The 16,762-nt window shown below is 43.7% G+C and carries 12 protein-coding genes; 4 read left to right on the top strand and 8 right to left on the bottom strand.

All coding sequences use genetic code 11. The features are described from left to right. Window positions 1–182 precede the first annotated feature (182 nt). Window positions 183–755 (top strand): hypothetical protein, encoded by a 573-nt coding sequence (locus ACXAH6_RS19800; protein WP_474879666.1) that lies wholly within the window; start codon window positions 183–185, stop codon window positions 753–755. A 106-nt stretch (window positions 756–861) separates the two neighbouring features. Beyond that, the gene (locus ACXAH6_RS19805) at window positions 862–2,208 is read left to right on the top strand and encodes an IS1182 family transposase (protein ID WP_474879668.1); all 1,347 of its coding nucleotides are present in this window, start codon (window positions 862–864) and stop codon (window positions 2,206–2,208) included. 219 nt (window positions 2,209–2,427) lie between these two features. Here the strand turns inward: ACXAH6_RS19805 and ACXAH6_RS19810 are convergent, their stop codons facing one another. Next, the gene (locus ACXAH6_RS19810; RefSeq protein ID WP_474879670.1) at window positions 2,428–3,237 is read right to left on the bottom strand and encodes a hypothetical protein; all 810 of its coding nucleotides are present in this window, start codon (window positions 3,235–3,237) and stop codon (window positions 2,428–2,430) included. A 401-nt stretch (window positions 3,238–3,638) separates the two neighbouring features. Between ACXAH6_RS19810 and ACXAH6_RS19815 the strand changes: the two genes are divergently transcribed. Further along, complete coding sequence (locus ACXAH6_RS19815; RefSeq protein WP_474879672.1) at window positions 3,639–5,150, top strand: acetyl-CoA hydrolase/transferase family protein; 1,512 nt, start codon at window positions 3,639–3,641, stop codon at window positions 5,148–5,150. Between the two features lie 65 nt (window positions 5,151–5,215). Here ACXAH6_RS19815 and ACXAH6_RS19820 read toward each other — a convergent pair whose 3' ends face one another. From ACXAH6_RS19820 to ACXAH6_RS19850, 7 genes are all read right to left on the bottom strand, one after another. After that, window positions 5,216–5,698 carry an N-acetyltransferase family protein gene (locus ACXAH6_RS19820; protein WP_474879673.1) on the bottom strand — a complete coding sequence of 161 codons (483 nt, stop codon included), beginning with the start codon at window positions 5,696–5,698 and terminating at the stop codon, window positions 5,216–5,218. Between the two features lie 60 nt (window positions 5,699–5,758). Next, a complete protein-coding gene (locus tag ACXAH6_RS19825; RefSeq protein WP_474879674.1) occupies window positions 5,759–8,902 on the bottom strand; it encodes an efflux RND transporter permease subunit in 3,144 nt (1,047 codons plus the stop codon). Window positions 8,903–8,914: 12 nt separating this feature from the next. Beyond that, the gene (locus tag ACXAH6_RS19830; protein WP_474879676.1) at window positions 8,915–10,090 is read right to left on the bottom strand and encodes an efflux RND transporter periplasmic adaptor subunit; all 1,176 of its coding nucleotides are present in this window, start codon (window positions 10,088–10,090) and stop codon (window positions 8,915–8,917) included. A 126-nt stretch (window positions 10,091–10,216) separates the two neighbouring features. Further along, entirely contained in the window at window positions 10,217–11,296 is a 1,080-nt protein-coding gene (locus ACXAH6_RS19835; RefSeq protein WP_474879677.1) for a GGDEF domain-containing protein, read from the bottom strand. 33 nt (window positions 11,297–11,329) lie between these two features. Next, on the bottom strand, window positions 11,330–11,902 hold the full coding sequence (locus tag ACXAH6_RS19840; RefSeq protein WP_474879678.1) for a PqiC family protein: 573 nt from the start codon (window positions 11,900–11,902) through the stop codon (window positions 11,330–11,332). Then, window positions 11,895–13,544 (bottom strand): intermembrane transport protein PqiB, encoded by a 1,650-nt coding sequence (pqiB, locus tag ACXAH6_RS19845; protein WP_474879680.1) that lies wholly within the window; start codon window positions 13,542–13,544, stop codon window positions 11,895–11,897. Before pqiB ends, ACXAH6_RS19840 begins: the two co-directional genes overlap by 8 nt. Continuing rightward, window positions 13,537–14,688 (bottom strand): paraquat-inducible protein A, encoded by a 1,152-nt coding sequence (locus ACXAH6_RS19850; protein WP_474879681.1) that lies wholly within the window; start codon window positions 14,686–14,688, stop codon window positions 13,537–13,539. Before ACXAH6_RS19850 ends, pqiB begins: the two co-directional genes overlap by 8 nt. A gap of 256 nt (window positions 14,689–14,944) precedes the next feature. Here ACXAH6_RS19850 and ACXAH6_RS19855 point away from each other — a divergent pair, with 256 nt between their 5' ends. Further along, window positions 14,945–16,606, top strand: coding sequence for a peroxidase family protein (locus tag ACXAH6_RS19855; RefSeq protein WP_474879683.1), 1,662 nt, complete (start codon window positions 14,945–14,947; stop codon window positions 16,604–16,606). Window positions 16,607–16,762 lie beyond the last annotated feature (156 nt).

Genomic DNA, 16,762 nt, shown 5'->3' on the forward strand with positions numbered 1-16,762 from the left:
AAACACGTTAGCGGCGATGGTAGTGTGGGGTCTCCCCATGTGAGAGTAGCACATCGCCAAGCTCCTATTTAGAATGAAGCCCACTCAAACGAGTGGGCTTTTTTCGTTTGTACGCATAAAAAGTTGGGTGAGAAAATTAATCCCCATGTGAGAGTAGCACATCGTACCTTGCCGGTATTGGTATGACAGCTGTTGTACAATCTATTGATAACAAAACCGAAGAAATTGCAAAATCAACAGGTGAGTCAACACCTCTAGTTAAAGGCGATTTGTTAAATCAAAAAATCCATGAAAACCTCAAAGGTTCCACCGCATTTGAAAAAGTTACGCACGACGTATTAGTCCAAATAATTGAAGACAACGAAACGCTAACAGATTCTGAGCAGCAAGTATTAACGACGTATTTAAAAGAAGGAACTTTGCTGTTTTCATTATTGGTTCAAGATATGAGCTTAGAAGAAGCTCTTTTTGCGGCACTTTCTCAACAAGGATATGATGTTGACGGGGTGATAACATTGGTTTCTACTTTCTTTCCAAATGACAAAGAAATGCTGTTGAGAACAGCTTATGGGTTAGGTGTAATTTCACAAGAAGATGCACTGCAAATAGCTTTGGAAAACGGGTTTAATATCGATGATATATTTACAGAATCAACAGCTGCAAATGGAAGTTCGGTGAGTGCATTCCAGCCATTAGGTGTAGGTGAAGGGGCCGGTGGAACTGGTGGTGGTGGAAACACGGCATCCAGTAATTAAAAACATAAAAGAGCGCTTAATTAGCGCTCTCAGACTGTTGAAAAAGCCCTAGACGGAAGTCTGGGGCTTTGATCTAATAGGCATAGTGAAATTCGGAGTGTTCACCATGCTAACCCCAAAGTCCCCACAACAATACGAGTTTGAAACTGTTTATATCAATGAGCTAGTGCCAGAAGACCACTTGGTTCGCTTGATTGATATGGCGATAGATTTCGAGTTTATCCGCGATGAGGTAGCTCACCTTTATTGTCAGAATAATGGCAGACCCGCCGTTGACCCCGTTCGTTTCTTTAAAATCCTGTTTCTCGGTTATCTTTTTGGTATCAGTAGCGAGCGTCGCCTAATCAAAGAAATACAGGTAAACGTTGCGTATCGCTGGTTCTTAGGTATGGGCCTGACCGAAGAGGTCATTCATCATTCTACGCTGAGCCAAAACCGGATTAAGCGCTTTAAAGACAGCGATATTTATCAGGTTATCTTCGACAATATTGTTCGTCAGGCTATGAAGCAAGGACTCATTGGGAGCAAGAGTTTGTTTGCGGATAGCACGCACTTGAAAGCTAACGCTAACAAGAAGCGCTTTGACATTAAGGACCTAAAGGTCACACCGTCAGCCTATGTTGAACAGCTAAACCAAGCGGTAACAAAAGACAGGGAGATTGAGGGAAAAAAGCCCCTGAAGTGTAAGGAGGAAACGCCTTGCACTAAGCCCACTAAGGTTAGCCGCACTGACCCTGACAGCGGCTTTATGGTGAGGGATGAAAAGCCCAAAGGCTTCTTCTACCTCGACCACCGGATTGTCGATGGCCGTCATGGCATTATCGTTGATACCCATGCCACACCAGGCAATGTGCATGACAGCCAACCCATCATTCAACGTATCGACAGAGCCAGAGAGACCTTTAAGCTCAACCATGTTGCCATCGGTTTGGATGCAGGCTACTTCACTGCCTCGGTATGCCACCATCTGGAAGAGCGACAGTTAATTGGTGTAATGGGTTATCGTCGTCCGACTAAAAAGAAGGGCTACTTCGCCAAGCGTGAGTATGTGTATGACACTGAGTCTGATACTTATACCTGCCCACAAGGCCAGGTTATCGCTTACACCACCACTAACCGTGAAGGCTATCGACAGTATCACTCTGATGCGAAGCAATGCAAAGACTGCCCAGTCAGGTCGCAGTGTACGAACAGTAAAAACCACAAGAAAGTGATTACCCGGCATATCTGGCAAGCCAGTGTAGAACGCGCTAATGAAGTACGGTTAAGCGGCTGGGGTAAAAAACAATACCGAAGGCGAGCTGAAACCGTTGAACGAAGCTTCGCGGATGCCAAACAACACCATGGTCACCGATACTGCCGATATCGTGGGCTCAATAATGTCTCGATGCAGTGTCTGTTAGCCGCCGCTTGTCAGAATATGAAGAAAATGGCCTTAGCCAAGGCTGCATAAGCCAATACCCCCTCGCAAATCCCGCTAAAATCACCGAAAGAATCTACAACTAGCCCTATAACCAGTTGAAACAGGGCAAACCACTAAAAATCCAGCTTCACCCGCCAAACTGAAAAATAACGCGATCGCAGCCTTCGGCTGCTCAAAAAAATAAACCCCACCAAAAAAGGAGGGGTTTATCATCAATCTGAGAGCGCTTAATTAGCGCTCTTTTGATATCTAATGAAAATAAAGCAATGGTAGCCATAGTTGCTTAATAGAAGCGAATAGCAATAAAACATTATTAAAAATACCAAATAACAGCATGATGGTGCGTATTGTTATCAAGTGCCGTTTAGCGATCATTAAATATAGTTGATGCACGATTAATGGAGATAATAGTAATAAAAAGCTCATCAAGGTATACGTGATGTTACTCGACATTTCTGTACTTTGAAGAGCGGACTTCTGCGTTATACTCACCAACATCAAAGCAAACAAACACAGCCAGTAACCAACCATCAGAAAGTAGGTTCTATTCAGCCAAGTGACTTTTCTTTCTAGCTTAAAATTGTGAGTTTGATGCCAGCGTATGGCACAGATCATAATCGATATAAAATGGGCAAAACTGACTAATTTAAGCCAATGAAAATCAGGCATCTGGCTGAGCGTGACGGTACAGCCAAAACTGATACCACTAATTATCAAGCTTGTTAGCACAAATAACTTTAAGCGACGGCTGCTTCGTCTGTATTGGATATCTCGGTTACTGTGAAGAAGTGTAGGGCACAGTAACAACCACACACATCCCGTGATAAATAAGCTGTAAAGCACACTGTGGGTAAAATTGGCACTTGGTGTTACGAAATAAGTGAACGCGCCTAATAGTCTCTCATATTGATTGTGGTCTTCGATAAAAAACAACAAACTGAGGTAGCCAATGAGCAAGCACTGGAAAACATGCAAGGTGCCAAACCATGTTGTTTTTAACGTGTTGACAACGAGAATGTCAGAGTCGATTGTAGAACCCGTAAATGGTGAGTTGCTCATTAATTTTTTAGTTGGCGTAGGCGACAAAGTAAAACCATCATTTTATGTCTTTGCCTAGAATAGTCAGCGTATTATTTTAATCCAAATGTTACAGGTTGTAACTGTCAGAATATATAAAGCAATGTAAACGTTTAATTATGAGGTTTATGAGAGAAATAGCTGCTATTTATCAACGAGTTTGACTTAAAACAATACTGTTATCACCATACATTGGATAATGCGTGTTCAATCTCTACAACCAAGGTCATATGTTTAACTGTATTCAAGTGTATTAGACTTTAGTTTAGTCCTTGTTTCGGATAACCCTAGTGTTGAATTATTTCTCGGGCACCTTGCGCAATTAAAATCATTCAATCTCAAACTGTACTGCACTAGGTGGTGCCTCTTCACGGAGTTTAATCATGTTTTCTCAATCCCGAATATTGTGTTCAGCGCTGACAGATAAAATTGTCAGTGCTGAACAAGCAGCTGAATTTATTGTTGATGGTTCAACCGTCGGTATGAGTGGTTTTACAGGTGCTGGTTACCCAAAGGCTGTGCCTCAGGCACTCGCTAATCGTGCTAAAGCCGCCCATACAAGAGGAGAGTCTTTTAAAATTAACCTCTGGACTGGCGCTTCTACTGCGCCTGAACTCGATGGTGTATTAGCCGATGCAGACAGTATTGCTACGCGATTGCCATTTCAGTCAGATCCTAGCTGCAGAAACCACATTAATAATGGCGAGATTGATTACTTAGATATCCACCTGTCAGAAGTGTCGCAATATGCGTGGTCTGGATTTTTCGGCAAGCTGGATATAGCCGTGATAGAGGTGAGTGCTATTTTGCCTGATGGCCGATTGCTTCCTTCATCATCAATAGGCAACAATAAAACGTGGTTAGAACAGGCGGATAAAATTATTTTGGAGGTTAACGACCAACAAAACCTCAAGCTTGAAGGAATGCACGATATTTATTATGGTTCTGCACTGCCGCCTCATCGTCGTCCTATTCAGATGACTCAAGCAAAAGATAGAATCGGTGAACATTATTTGCGTTGTGACATCGATAAAGTCGTCGCGGTGGTTAACACCTCTTCAGTAGACCGTAATTCTCCTTTTAAAGCGCCTGATGCAGTTTCGCAAAAAATTGCTGAACATATATTGCACTTTTTCGATGAGGAGATAAAAAGAGGGCGTTTACCAGCAAAGCTTTTACCTATCCAGTCAGGGGTCGGCAATGTTGCCAATGCCGTTCTCAATGGCCTTGATGCAGGACCGTATAAACACCTCACCGCATTTACTGAAGTGATTCAAGACGGTATGTTGGCAATGCTAAAATCGGGGACTTTAGAAGTGGCATCGGCCACCGCATTTTCACTGAGTCCAGACGCTATTCAAGAGTTTAACGATAATATTGATTTTTACCGTGACAAGATTATTTTGCGTCAACAAGATATCAGTAATCACCCTGAATTAGCGAGAAGATTAGGCGTGATAGCCATGAATGGCTTTATAGAGATGGATATTTACGGCAATGTAAACTCTACCCATATTATGGGCAGTAAAATGATGAATGGTATTGGTGGTTCAGGTGATTTTGCTCGCAATGGTTATTTATCGATTTTTATGTCGCCGTCTGTAGCCAAAAATGGCGCGATCTCTTCTGTTGTTCCGATGGTATCACACGTTGACCATACAGAGCATGATGTCAAAGTCGTGGTGACTGAGCAGGGGCTGGCCGATCTACGAGGGTTGTCACCAAGGCAACGTGCGCTAAAAATCATTGAGCACTGTGCACACCCTGATTATAAAGAGCGTTTGTTAGATTACTATCATAGAGCGTGTGAATCGGGGAGAGGCTTACACACGCCGCATTTACTCGAAGAGGCATTGAGTTGGCATGCTCGATATGAAGAGGCAGGCCAAATGTAATTGCCATTTCAAATAGGAGCCAGTTGAAGGATATTCAAGGCTCCTATTAACTCTAGGTAGGTCTGCTAGCTTTTAGCGAAGTCAGACAGTGCCTGACCATCTAAACGGTAACCGACCCATTCCGACTTTGGTTTTGCCCCAATAGATTCATAAAATTGAATAGCGGGTTCATTCCAGTCCAAAACACTCCACTCAAAACGACCGCAGTCTTTTTCAACGGCGATGTTTGCTAGGTGCTTCAGTAAAGCTTTGCCTGCGCCTACGCCTCTAACAGAAGGGTCGACGTATAAATCTTCCAAATACAGGCCGTAGCGGCCTTGCCAGGTCGAATAATTGAAAAAATACACTGCAAATCCAATAGGCTTGCCTTTTATCTCACAAATGAGCGCATGAGCACGAGGCGCATCTGAAAATAACGTGTTGAGGATGTGTTCTTCTGTTGCTTCAACTTCATGTTCGGCTTTTTCATAGATAGCCAAATCAAGAATGAACTGACGAATCTGGGTTACATCACTTTGATTGGCCTCACGAATAGTGATTGCTGTCATTGCTTTTGTCCTTATCGTGATAAATGAAAAAGGGCGTAATCACGCCCTTTAAAATCTCGTCTACGCTTGTGCTTGTTGGTTGTCTTTCGGTCGGCGTTTTATTTTTTGTGGTATTGAACCTGCCGACTTAAATAGGCCAATAATGTCTTGTAAAACCAAGTACAAACAAGGCACTAAAATAAGCGTGACGAGTGTGGCATACATTACTGCAAACCCTAATGCCACGGCCATGGGGATGACGAACCGTGCTTGTAAGCTGGTTTCAAACAAAATAGGGAGCACGCCTGCAAACGTGGTAATTGATGTGAGCGTGATGGCTCGGAAGCGCGAGCAGCCTGCGTCAATCACCGCGTCTTTAATTGAGAAGCCCTCAGCACGACGTTGGTTAACAAAATCTGTCATTACCAAAGAATCGTTGACCACAACCCCTGTTGCAGCGATGAGGCCAAATGTTGACATCATGCTGAGCTCAATACCAATAATGTAGTGCCCTACAATTGCCCCTGTGAAACTAAAGGGGATCACCGACATAATGATCAGTGGTTGCGAGTAGCTTTTAAGCGGAACGGCTAACAGAATGAAAATCAGCAGCAAAGCAGCAATGAAGAACATAATCTGTTCATTTTGTTGTGCTTCTTGTTCTTCTATGTCCCCACCTAGCTCTGTGGTCACTGTAGGGTAAGCTTCAGCAAGTTTGGGTAAGAGGTTCTCGTAAATCGAATCTACCGCTTCTCCTGGCTCTACTAACTCTTCATCAATCGCTCCCCAAATATACACGGTGCGATAGCCACTTTCTCTGCGAATGTAACTGATACCTGGGTTTTCTTCTAGCGCAACCACGTCGCCTAGCATTACCTCTTTTCCTGCGGGAGTGGTAATAACGGTGTATTTTAGGTCGGCAAATTGTTCACGAGTCAATTCTGGGTATCTCACCATTACTTTGACTTCTTCGCCATTTCGAATGACTCGTTGGGCTTCACCACCGTAAAAACTGTAGCCAACTTGGCTAGCAATGTTACGTAAGTTGAGGCCAAGTTCGTATGCTACTGGCAAGAGTTTTAAACGAACCTCTTTGTTCTCTGGGTCGATAGTTGATGAGACGTCATAAAGCCCTTTTTGTTGTTGAAGCATCTCAATAAAATAGCGGCCAGCTTGGTTTAATGTTTCGATATCAGGCCCGTAAAAAAGGAAGCCAAACTCTCCGTTGTCACCACTGCTGTTGACATCATCTTCGATAAAAAATGATTTCATTCCAGGGATTTCAGGTATGCGTTCACGCCATAGACGTGCTAGTTCAAAGGTGTTGAAAGGGCGCTTTTCTTCGTCGACTAACGGCGCAAGCACTCTCGCTTCGGTGCGACTTTCGTTAAATACGAGCAGGTCTCGAATCATGCCTGTGCCGTATTTTTCGATGGTTTCATTTTCAACTTCACGAATGACAGACTCAATTGTTTTGAGTGCATTAATCGTGGTTTCGTCTGACACGGTTTCACTCATTTCTATGCCAATAGAGGGAAAGTCGTGGGGGACTTTAGGGTTGGGAACCACTCTTACATGATTGCCAAAAATAAGACCGAGAGAGAGCATAAATGCTGCAATGAAGCCTGCGAAGACGGCATATCGCCATTCAATCGCTTTTTCTAGGGTGCGTTTATATGGCCCGCGCACAAAACCAAAGAAGCCTTTATTGAAACGCGCTCGCCAGCTGGTTTCTTTTACGGGCGTGAATTTCATGTGAGCCAAGTGAGCAGGCAGTATCAGCTTTGATTCGATAAGGCTGAATGCCAAACACAAGATACAAACAATGGCAATCGTATAGAAGAACTCGCCATCTGGCCCACTACTAAACGTAAATGGTGCGAATACCGCAATGGTTGTGAGAACACCAAAGGTCGCGGGGGTGGCGACTTTCTTGGCTCCTCGAATAACATTGTCTATGCCAGTCCCTTTGTTTTCAATTTCGGTGTATGCACTTTCCCCGATGACTATGGCGTCGTCGACCACAATACCCAGTACCATAATAAATGCAAATAGAGACAAAATGTTGATGCTAACGCTGAACAGCGGCATCATCATCATGGCGCCTAAAAAGCATATAGGTAAGCCGAGCATGACCCAAAATGCGAGCCTGAAACGCAAGAACAAGGTGAGTAACAAGGCGACCAGTATCGCACCCATAAAGAGGTTTTCTTTCATCATGTCCAAGCGGGCATTGAGGTAGTAGGTCATATCTACCAAGATTTTCAGCTGCAAGCCTTGGGGAAGAGTTTTGTTTTTTTGCTCAATGTATTGCTTAACGGTTTCGGCTACAGGTACCGTATTTTGGCTTTTGGTCGCCATGACTGAAATAAATATGGCATTTTGACCTGAGTATTTGAAGTAGCGCTCACCTTCAGTGAAGCCATCTTTTATAGTGGCGATGTCTTTCAAATACACTTTTGCCCCAGATTCGCCAATTTTTACCGGAATTTCGGCAAACTCATCGCCAGTGTAGTATTGGTTTTCAACGCGAATCGAAATATATCCAGCATCAGTCTTAAGTTGACCGGCTGAGATATTGGTAGAATATTGCTGAATTGCACTGGTAACGTCACTCAACGACAAGTTGTACATACGCAACATTTCGGGGTCGATTTCGATGCCTATTTCATCTTCTGGCGTTTTAGCTTCGGCGATGGCAATGTTGTCGAGTTGTAGTAGCTCGTCTTCTATTTGTTCTGCAACGGGTTTGAGTTCGAGTAGAGAGAAATCGCCAACCAATGACATCTCAATAACATCTTGTTGGAATTCGGCTTGGGCAACAGTAACTGGCTCCATGTCGGCAGGGAAAGTGGCGATACTATCAACGCGCATTTTCACTTTATCCAGCACTTTGGCGAGATCTTCCTTAGGGTCTATTTCTAAACTAATTCGTCCACTATTTCGAAAAGCTCTGGAGATCCCTTGTTTTATTTCGGTGACGTCGACCAAAGACTCTTCAATTTTAATTAATATTGATTCTTCGATTTCCTGCGGCGAGGCGCCGGGGTAGCTAGCAGTAATATTGATATAATTGCGCTCAATGTTAGGGAACATTTGGCGCTGAATAGTGTTGTAACTGTATAAGCCCATCACAAAGATGAATACCATCAATAAGTTGGCCGCTACAGAGTTACGAGCAAACCATGAGATCATGCCCGTTTGGCTATCGTAGGGATCTTTCATTGTTTGCTCCGATTAGTTGATACTGGCTTGGCTAGTGGCGCTTGCGCTACTGCTAGTATCTGACACCTTTACCTCTAGTCCATTTTGTGGGTATTCGGGTAATGTGGTCACAATGCGATCTTCTGTAGAGAGGTCACCGGTTAGTAGAAAATCTCGTCCCTCTTCTCGGAGTACAGTCACTTTTTTGGCAACCAATTTATCGTCGTTGTCTAATACCCAAATGCGGCTTTTGTTAACTAGTTCTTGTGGTAGACGGTAAACATTTGCCAGTGTTCTGCCGTTGAATTTTACTTTTGTATAGGTACCAAACTTAATTGGCGCTTGGCCTGAACGCAGACCATATGGGTCGTCGATTCTCGCGACTAGATGGCTCATTCGGGTTGCTTGATCGACAATGCCTGTATCTCGGTGAAGCACTGCGCCGCGTACCAGTAAGTTGTCATTTTTCCCTGACAAACTCACGGTGGCAGGTGTGCCCGGAATTGTCAGTGGCAAGAACGCTTGGTCAAAACCAGCGACAGGAAACGTGATTTCAGCAGTTTCTACGTTGTTCAATACCGAAGTAACACTACCCGTGGTCACGTAATCACCTTTACCGATATCACGAGAAACAATTAATGCATCATAAGGTGCTCTGATTTCACAATTGTCGAGGTCGCGTTGAGCGATTTTTAGTTGTGCTTGAGCTGATTTTAATGCTGCCTCGGCACTCAGTATTTGAGGCTTTCTCAGGTATAAATCAGTTACTCGACTGTCGGGTAAGCTTTTGGCTTCTCGTTTAGCTACTTCAGCTTGCGCTTGTTCTTGGATAAGAGTGGATTGTGCACTGGCGACGTTGGCTTCAGCCACGAGCAGAGCCGCTTCATAGGCGTCTTTTTCTATGCTAAAAAGTAGCTCTCCGCGTTTTACAATGCCACCCGGCAAGAAATCGGGGTTCCACTCAACGACTTCTCCACTCACTTGGGCAGCGAGGTTCGTTGCTTCCAGTGGTGCCACTTCTCCATATGCTTCAATTGAAATAGTGTAATCTGCCGCTTCCAAGTGCTCAGCTTTTACTACGGGGCGGGTATCTATATTCTTGGCTTCCGATTCTTCTTCACCCAGCGCTTCAACCCCAAGCATGCCGAAAAAACCAAAAGCTAGCAGCCCTAAAAATGCCACTGTTTTAATCAAGGTGTCCGATTTCATTGTGTGCTTCTTACTCTTCCTTCAATGGATGTATTCTAATCGTTATAAAGTAAAGTGTCAGTGTGTAATTGTAACTGAACATGAATATTGTAATAGTGTCAATTACTAAGGTTTAACATATTGATTTTATGGTTGATATTGAGCTACGCGGTTTCTGCCTTGAGACTTTGCCTGGTACATTCCTTTGTCTGCAACAGACAGTGCTTTGTTCAGCGTAATGTCTTGGTTAAGCTCACAGACGCCAAAGCTCGCAGTAACATGTAGAGAGTGGTTTTTAAACTCGATAGCGGTGTCTGCAAGTGTACGACGAATCTTTTCAGCTAACTGAAAGCCATTATTAAAATCGGTATCGGGCAGGGCAAAAAGAAACTCTTCGCCCCCCCAGCGGGAAACAATATCTTGTTTTCTCACTGTTTTACGAAATAGTTCTGCAATGGCGCTCAGTACGATATCGCCCGCATCGTGCCCGTATTCGTCATTGACCGATTTAAAATGGTCAATGTCGCATAAAATAACGGTAAAGGGCGTATTCGAACGTTCACGTCTGGCGAGCTCTTGATCTATTTGCTGCTGTGCACCGCGTCTGTTGGGCAAAGAGGTCAGTGGATCATGAAGTGCTTGATGGGCGAATTTTTCGCTCAGCTGCTGAACCGTTTCAAAGGTTTTTTGGCGACTGTATTCATAAAATGCAGAGAGGAATGTGACCGTTAGGTAGGCATAAATCAAACGTGTTTTAAATTCGTAGCTGTAGCTCGTTAAGAGTAACGCTTCATCGTTGTAGAAAACTAACACAGCGATAAACAAGATAAACACCACATTGGTGATGATCCCCCGAACGAAACCACCAAAAAACATGGCTACAGGGGGAACGATGAAAATCCACAAAGGCCCAGTATTTTCATTGCCGCCGGTTATTACCAATGCTGCCATCAGTAGTACTAAACAGCCGATAAGTGTGCCTGCAGACAGCAATTGATGCCGCGGTGTTTTTGCGTAGATAAGTATGGTTCTGCACAAAGCAAAAAGACCACTGGCTAATAACAGTGTGGCACCAAGTTCCCAATCTGCGGCAAAGAAAGCACGAATACTGAGTAAAAACGTGATCGAAGTACCCACCAACGCAAATAGGTTGATAACGACAATTTTTCTGTTGGTCTCTTCATCAAATGATTCAGAGCAACCTGTATTCAACAGGTTGTATAACACGTCACGTTTATTCAGGGTGGCACCTTTTGTTGGTTAGTTTATTGAAGACGCAATGTCTTGGCTGAGCAAAACAACTAACTCTCTCATCTTTTCAACTGAGTAGGCAAACCCATCTTGTTGTAGAGTTAACGAGTAATTAAAATCAACCGGAAGCGATGACGCTAAATGCTCGTTACTGTCAAACCAGTATTGCCCACTGAGTATGACCTTTCCATTATAGGTCGGGATAAAGTCTTCAACCTTAATATTAATAACTTTTGTGCTTGATGTTATTGGGTAGTTCAGCGATTTTGACAGCCCCCGGATACCTTGACGTCTCAAATTTTCTTCTAACGCTTGGGCAAAACCTGCGGCAATGGGCTCAGCCCACACATGCTTAGGGGAAAAGTGAACAGTGGTTGAGCCTGTCAATATGCTCAAATTGCGTTGTGTAAGATATTCAGGAAAAACAATCTGGCCAAATATGACCATGGGCGCATCGGCAGCCAGCGCTTTTGTATTATCGCTGTCAGGTGAGTGCAGCATATAGAACTGCAAGTTAGAAGGTTGAGTACCACACCCCGATAAACCAAGTAGCAGCAAGGCTACTACAGCGTATTTAGTCATTGTTATTTCCTTTCGCTGCTCGCGGTTGAATATTTACTTCCCGGTTGTCTGAAAAAATAAAGCTATTAGGCGATTGGTTAAGTTGTAACAGCACCGGTTGCAGGTTTCTGAGCGTTTCTTGCAATGCATTAATGGTTTCGTGAATTTCTTCTTTGCTTAGGCCTCCCTCAGAGTAGTTCTTCATGAGAGCTGACACATCTTTCAGCATAGTATTCACATTGTGATTAATCTGCGCACCGTCTAAAGAAGCAATCAAGGCATCAAATTCATCACTGGAGCTTTCAACTGACGTGGCTGCATCATCCAGCGACGCAACGACAGAGCGAATATCGGTGATCAACATTTCTAACGGCAAATTGTTGATTTTGTCTAAAATTGCATCAGCTTTTTGGGTCAGTTGCGTGAATTCAGTTGAAGCCGTAGGGATAATGTCGTAGCCGTGAAGCTGGGCTAATTCTTCATTTGGCGCGTCGTAAATATGTTGTAAGTCAATATAAAGGCCGCCTGTTATAAAGCTGCCCATACGCAAGGTGGCACGCAAATCCTGTTGGATCCATTTGCGCATACGTTCACGTACAAATTCAATACCGGCTTCATTGTCTTGTTGACGAACTTTGCCGGGATAAATATTGATAAGTACAGGAATAGGGTATTCTTCGTCGAGAACATTGCCGATGTTGAGTGCGCTGTCGTTAATTGATTTAACTTCACCAATGCGCAAACCTCGATACTCGACAGGGGCACCAACTTTTAGCCCTCTTACGCTGTCTTTAATTAACAAAACAAATTGCGCCGCACGTTTGTAACGCTCATCTTCTGCTGCCTTGTAATCGGGGTATATTTTAAAATAAGCCTCTTGCTCAACAGGCTCGCCAAAACTCGCCCCGTCGGGCACGCCAAACGTAATGCCATTGGCCAGTAAAGTTTCTAGACTGCCTGTTTGAATAGTAACGCCAGTCGATGCGAGTTGTAGCTTAACACCACTGACATTCCAGAATCGGGTATTCTCGTTGATAAGTGTATGGTAAGGGGCATTGATGAAAGCAGTGTAATAAATCACTCGCTCTTCAATATTGAAGGTTGCTTCTTCAAACTCGCCAACTTTAAACCCTTTATAAATAATTGGGTCACCGGCTTTGTAGGCGAGATCTTCCTGGTCGCTGCTCAGCGTAATGTGAAGTCCAGGAGTTCCCGGCGGCGTAACGGGAGGGCGCTCAAGAGCCACAAAGTCATACTTTTCTTCACCGCTGTCATCTGCCGACATGGCAATGTAGCTGCCAGATAGCAGGGTGTTCAGCCCTGATACTTCTGAAAATGAGATACGCGGCGCCACAATCCAGAATTCTGTATTCTCTGTTAATAGATGGCTGGCTGTGGCATCGACGCGAGCCGTGACAATGACGCCATCTAGATCTGGCTTCAATTCAATTTTTTTAACTTGGCCAACTTCTAAGTCGCGTACTTTAATGGGGGTTTTATTGGCTTCAATCCCAGCTGCTGACGACAGCTCAATGCGTACCAAAGGGCCCTGGTGGCTCCATTGATAAAAGATCATCCAACCACCCACCATCAGCGCTAATAGGGGAATAAGCCAAACTTTCGAAATCGGTGTGGAGGGTTTAACTACCGCTTCTTCACTCATGATTATCTTGAACTTCCTTGGTGTACCAGAGCAAGCGAGAATCAAACGTCATCGCCGCTATCATAGTGATAAATACAACGGCGCAGAAGGCAAGCGCAGCTGGGCCTGGGAATATCGAAATCGTGTTACCTAATTGAATTAACGCTACGAGTACAGCGACAACGAATACATCGATCATTGACCAACGCCCGATAAATTCAGTAACGCGATAAAGTTTAATTCGCGCCTCTGGGCGAGAGCTGTCTCCCGTCTGTACAGTGTAATTTAACCACGCGAGGATCACCAGCTTTGCGATTGGTACAATTATGCTGGCAAAAAAGATAATAAAAGCAATGGGGTAAGAGCCTGACTCCCACAACGCAACCACACCACCAAATATTGTATTGGGTTCAGTTCTACCAAACAACGATGTACTCATAATAGGGTAGAGATTGGCGGGGAGATATAACAAGCATGCGGTAATCAGTAACGCCCACGTACGTTGAATAGAGCGTGTCACATCGTTTTGTTTTAACGGATGTTTAGTAGGCATATCGCCCTCAAACGCCCAAAAGGTCATTTGGGTTTCGTCAAACAAAAATAAGCACACTGTCATTGCAAGGGTAAACAATATAAAAGCGTAAAACGAAAGCCCAATTGATACATCGGCCATAGAGCTAATTTTTATTAAGCTCACCAAAGTGCCAACCAAGAAAATTTCCGCCATGCTCCATGGCAGTAATAATCGTACCCAGAACAAAACACGGCGAGCAAAGTTAGACGGTGTTGAATTTAACTGTGTGGCAGATAAGTACATCATCCCCAGTAACACTAAACCTGGAAGTATTAACGTTGCCAAGCCCGTAATAATGGCCAGAGAGATATAGTCGTGGTCGATCAGAACCTGTAAGCCACTCGGGAGATTAATTTGGTGTTGCTGCCCACTGGCTTTGAAAGATAAAAAGTTAAATGGTAGTGAAAGTAACAGAAACACAAAGGCTGTGAGGGAAAACGCGAGAACCTTTTGTGCGCTGTGTCTGTGAAAGGCGGTTAATGTATGACCGCACCGAGGACAAACCGCTCGCTGTTTATGCCCAAGTTCCGGCAGCGAGACAGTTAATTCGCATTCTGGGCAACTTATCTTGTGTTGTTTACTTTTTTGCATATCAATTTCTAAGGGCATCTGTGAATTAAGAGTACCTGAACACCGCATATTCTAACAAGCATCATCAACTTACCATTTATCTCAACTGTTGAGGCGGAAATGTGAATTGCATTACCGCGTCATTCAAAAAACCGTTTAAATCAATCTTAATTTTGAATCAATAATGCGGTGGTTAAAAAGTGAGCAGAAATTAAACTCGAAAGTGACAGGCAGTAGGAAGTACACAAAACATCACAACTAAGGAAAGGAATTGCTCATGTTTTTTAAACTATCCCATGACGGTCGAATTATTGACCAAGACATCGAAATATTGTTCACGACACCATTTGGCTACATGTTTCCCGATGCAGCTCGTTCTTCAAAATGCTTGATACGAGAGGATGCTAAAACCATTGAAAACTTGCTTTTACTCGGTGACGCTATGGCTGAACCTTCGGGTGAAAATGGTGGCTTTGATTCAAATATACCAGCTATCTTCACTTATCTAGGTCAGTTTATTGACCACGATATTACAGCTCGAACCGATAGAGAAGACGATACAGTTAAAAATGTCATTCTCAGCAAAGATGGTTCTCCAGCAAAAATATCACCTAAATCTCCAGACGTAATTACCCAGAAACTAAAAAATGGAAGGCGGCCATTTTTTGATTTAGACAGTGTATACGGTGATGGCGCGTCACTGATTAAAAGTACCTCAAGCACAGAGGGGAGTGTTAGTGTTGCTGACAGTTTATTTGAAGATGATGAATATCGGTTTAAAGTCACACCACTGATGGACGCTCCCGAGGGCAGTTTAAAACACGATTTGTATCGAGAAGGTCGTGAGGCACTTATTGCCGATGAGCGCAATGATGAAAATTTAAATCTGTCACAGCTCCATTGCGCGTTTTTGCTAGCGCACAATAAGCTCTATGACTTATTCAAAGTCGCTGGATTATCAAGTGTTGAAGCGTATTTAGAAGCGAGGCAGCGATTGCGTTGGGCATACCAATATATTGTTGTTAACGATTATCTAAAACAATTGTGTCACCCAGCTATCGTCAGTGAATGTTTGAAATACGGGCCTCGTTATTTTGGTGCGGGTACGGGTGAAACAGAAATGTTTATGCCATTGGAGTTCTCCGTCGCCGGTTTTCGTATTGGTCATTCTATGGTCCGCCCTGAGTATAAATTGAATTCTGAATTTGGAGAACTCCCTAGTAAGCAAGAGTGTCCATTTGTCTTCAATGGTAAACTGGATGTAATGAACATATTGGCGACTAATCAAAAGCCAGACAGTACCAAACCAAGAAGCAAAAATGTGGATTTGTTAAAGAAGGGGAATAATCAACACTTTGCAATAAACCCCATAACAGCAATCGTCTGGAGCGGATTTACACACATTGATGACAATATAGAGCCACAAAAAGCGCGCAAGATTGATCCTTTGTTAAGCGAAGGGCTGCAAGACATGCCAACCATTACTGATTTTGAGAAAGGCACGGTCGCGCGTCATCTGGCCAAACGCAATTTACTCCGAAGTTTTTTGTTGAGTATTCCTACCGGTCAAGCGTTATGCCAGGCAATCGGTGTCAAAGCTATTTCGCCTAGTCAAATCGCACAATCTCTTTCTGATTCCGAAAACTTGCTGGATGCGCTGGCTAGAGGTGACTTTCTCACTCGCACTCCACTGTGGGCATATTTACTTATCGAGGGGCGAATTCACGCTAACGGTGAGCATTTGGGAATGTTGGGCAGCACCTTGATGACAGAAACTCTCGTTGGCATGTTAAAAGCAGACCCCAATAGCTATTGGAATCAACGAGTGTCTGCCAACGATGACATAATCGGCTTTAACGGGATTACCCTTTATCAAGATGAAGAAGCGTCTTATACCATATCAACCATTGGAGATTTGATTAAGTTTGCTATGCCGTAAGTTAATTAAAAATACATGTCACTATGACAAAAAAAGGCGCCTTACGGCTGTCTCTTGATCACAAGTCAGCCTCAAGAGAACGGGCCAAATCGTAACCTTCAAGGATGGTTTGTAGTTTGAACCATCCTTCCCATAGGGCTTTTATTGACGCCTTGC

The sequence above is a fragment of the Alteromonas sp. ABE4_545 genome (assembly GCF_056161325.1).

Bases quoted from the DNA above. Each gene is read 5' to 3' on its own strand.
- ACXAH6_RS19800 (WP_474879666.1), top strand. From the start codon at position 183: ATGACAGCTGTTGTACAATCTATTGATAACAAAACCGAAGAAATTGCA.
- ACXAH6_RS19820 (WP_474879673.1), bottom strand. From the start codon at position 5,698: ATGACAGCAATCACTATTCGTGAGGCCAATCAAAGTGATGTAACCCAG.
- ACXAH6_RS19855 (WP_474879683.1), top strand. From the start codon at position 14,945: ATGTTTTTTAAACTATCCCATGACGGTCGAATTATTGACCAAGACATC.
- ACXAH6_RS19810 (WP_474879670.1), bottom strand. From the start codon at position 3,237: ATGAGCAACTCACCATTTACGGGTTCTACAATCGACTCTGACATTCTC.
- ACXAH6_RS19850 (WP_474879681.1), bottom strand. From the start codon at position 14,688: ATGCAAAAAAGTAAACAACACAAGATAAGTTGCCCAGAATGCGAATTA.
- ACXAH6_RS19805 (WP_474879668.1), top strand. From the start codon at position 862: ATGCTAACCCCAAAGTCCCCACAACAATACGAGTTTGAAACTGTTTAT.
- ACXAH6_RS19815 (WP_474879672.1), top strand. From the start codon at position 3,639: ATGTTTTCTCAATCCCGAATATTGTGTTCAGCGCTGACAGATAAAATT.
- ACXAH6_RS19825 (WP_474879674.1), bottom strand. From the start codon at position 8,902: ATGAAAGATCCCTACGATAGCCAAACGGGCATGATCTCATGGTTTGCT.
- pqiB (WP_474879680.1), bottom strand. From the start codon at position 13,544: ATGAGTGAAGAAGCGGTAGTTAAACCCTCCACACCGATTTCGAAAGTT.
- ACXAH6_RS19840 (WP_474879678.1), bottom strand. From the start codon at position 11,902: ATGACTAAATACGCTGTAGTAGCCTTGCTGCTACTTGGTTTATCGGGG.
- ACXAH6_RS19830 (WP_474879676.1), bottom strand. From the start codon at position 10,090: ATGAAATCGGACACCTTGATTAAAACAGTGGCATTTTTAGGGCTGCTA.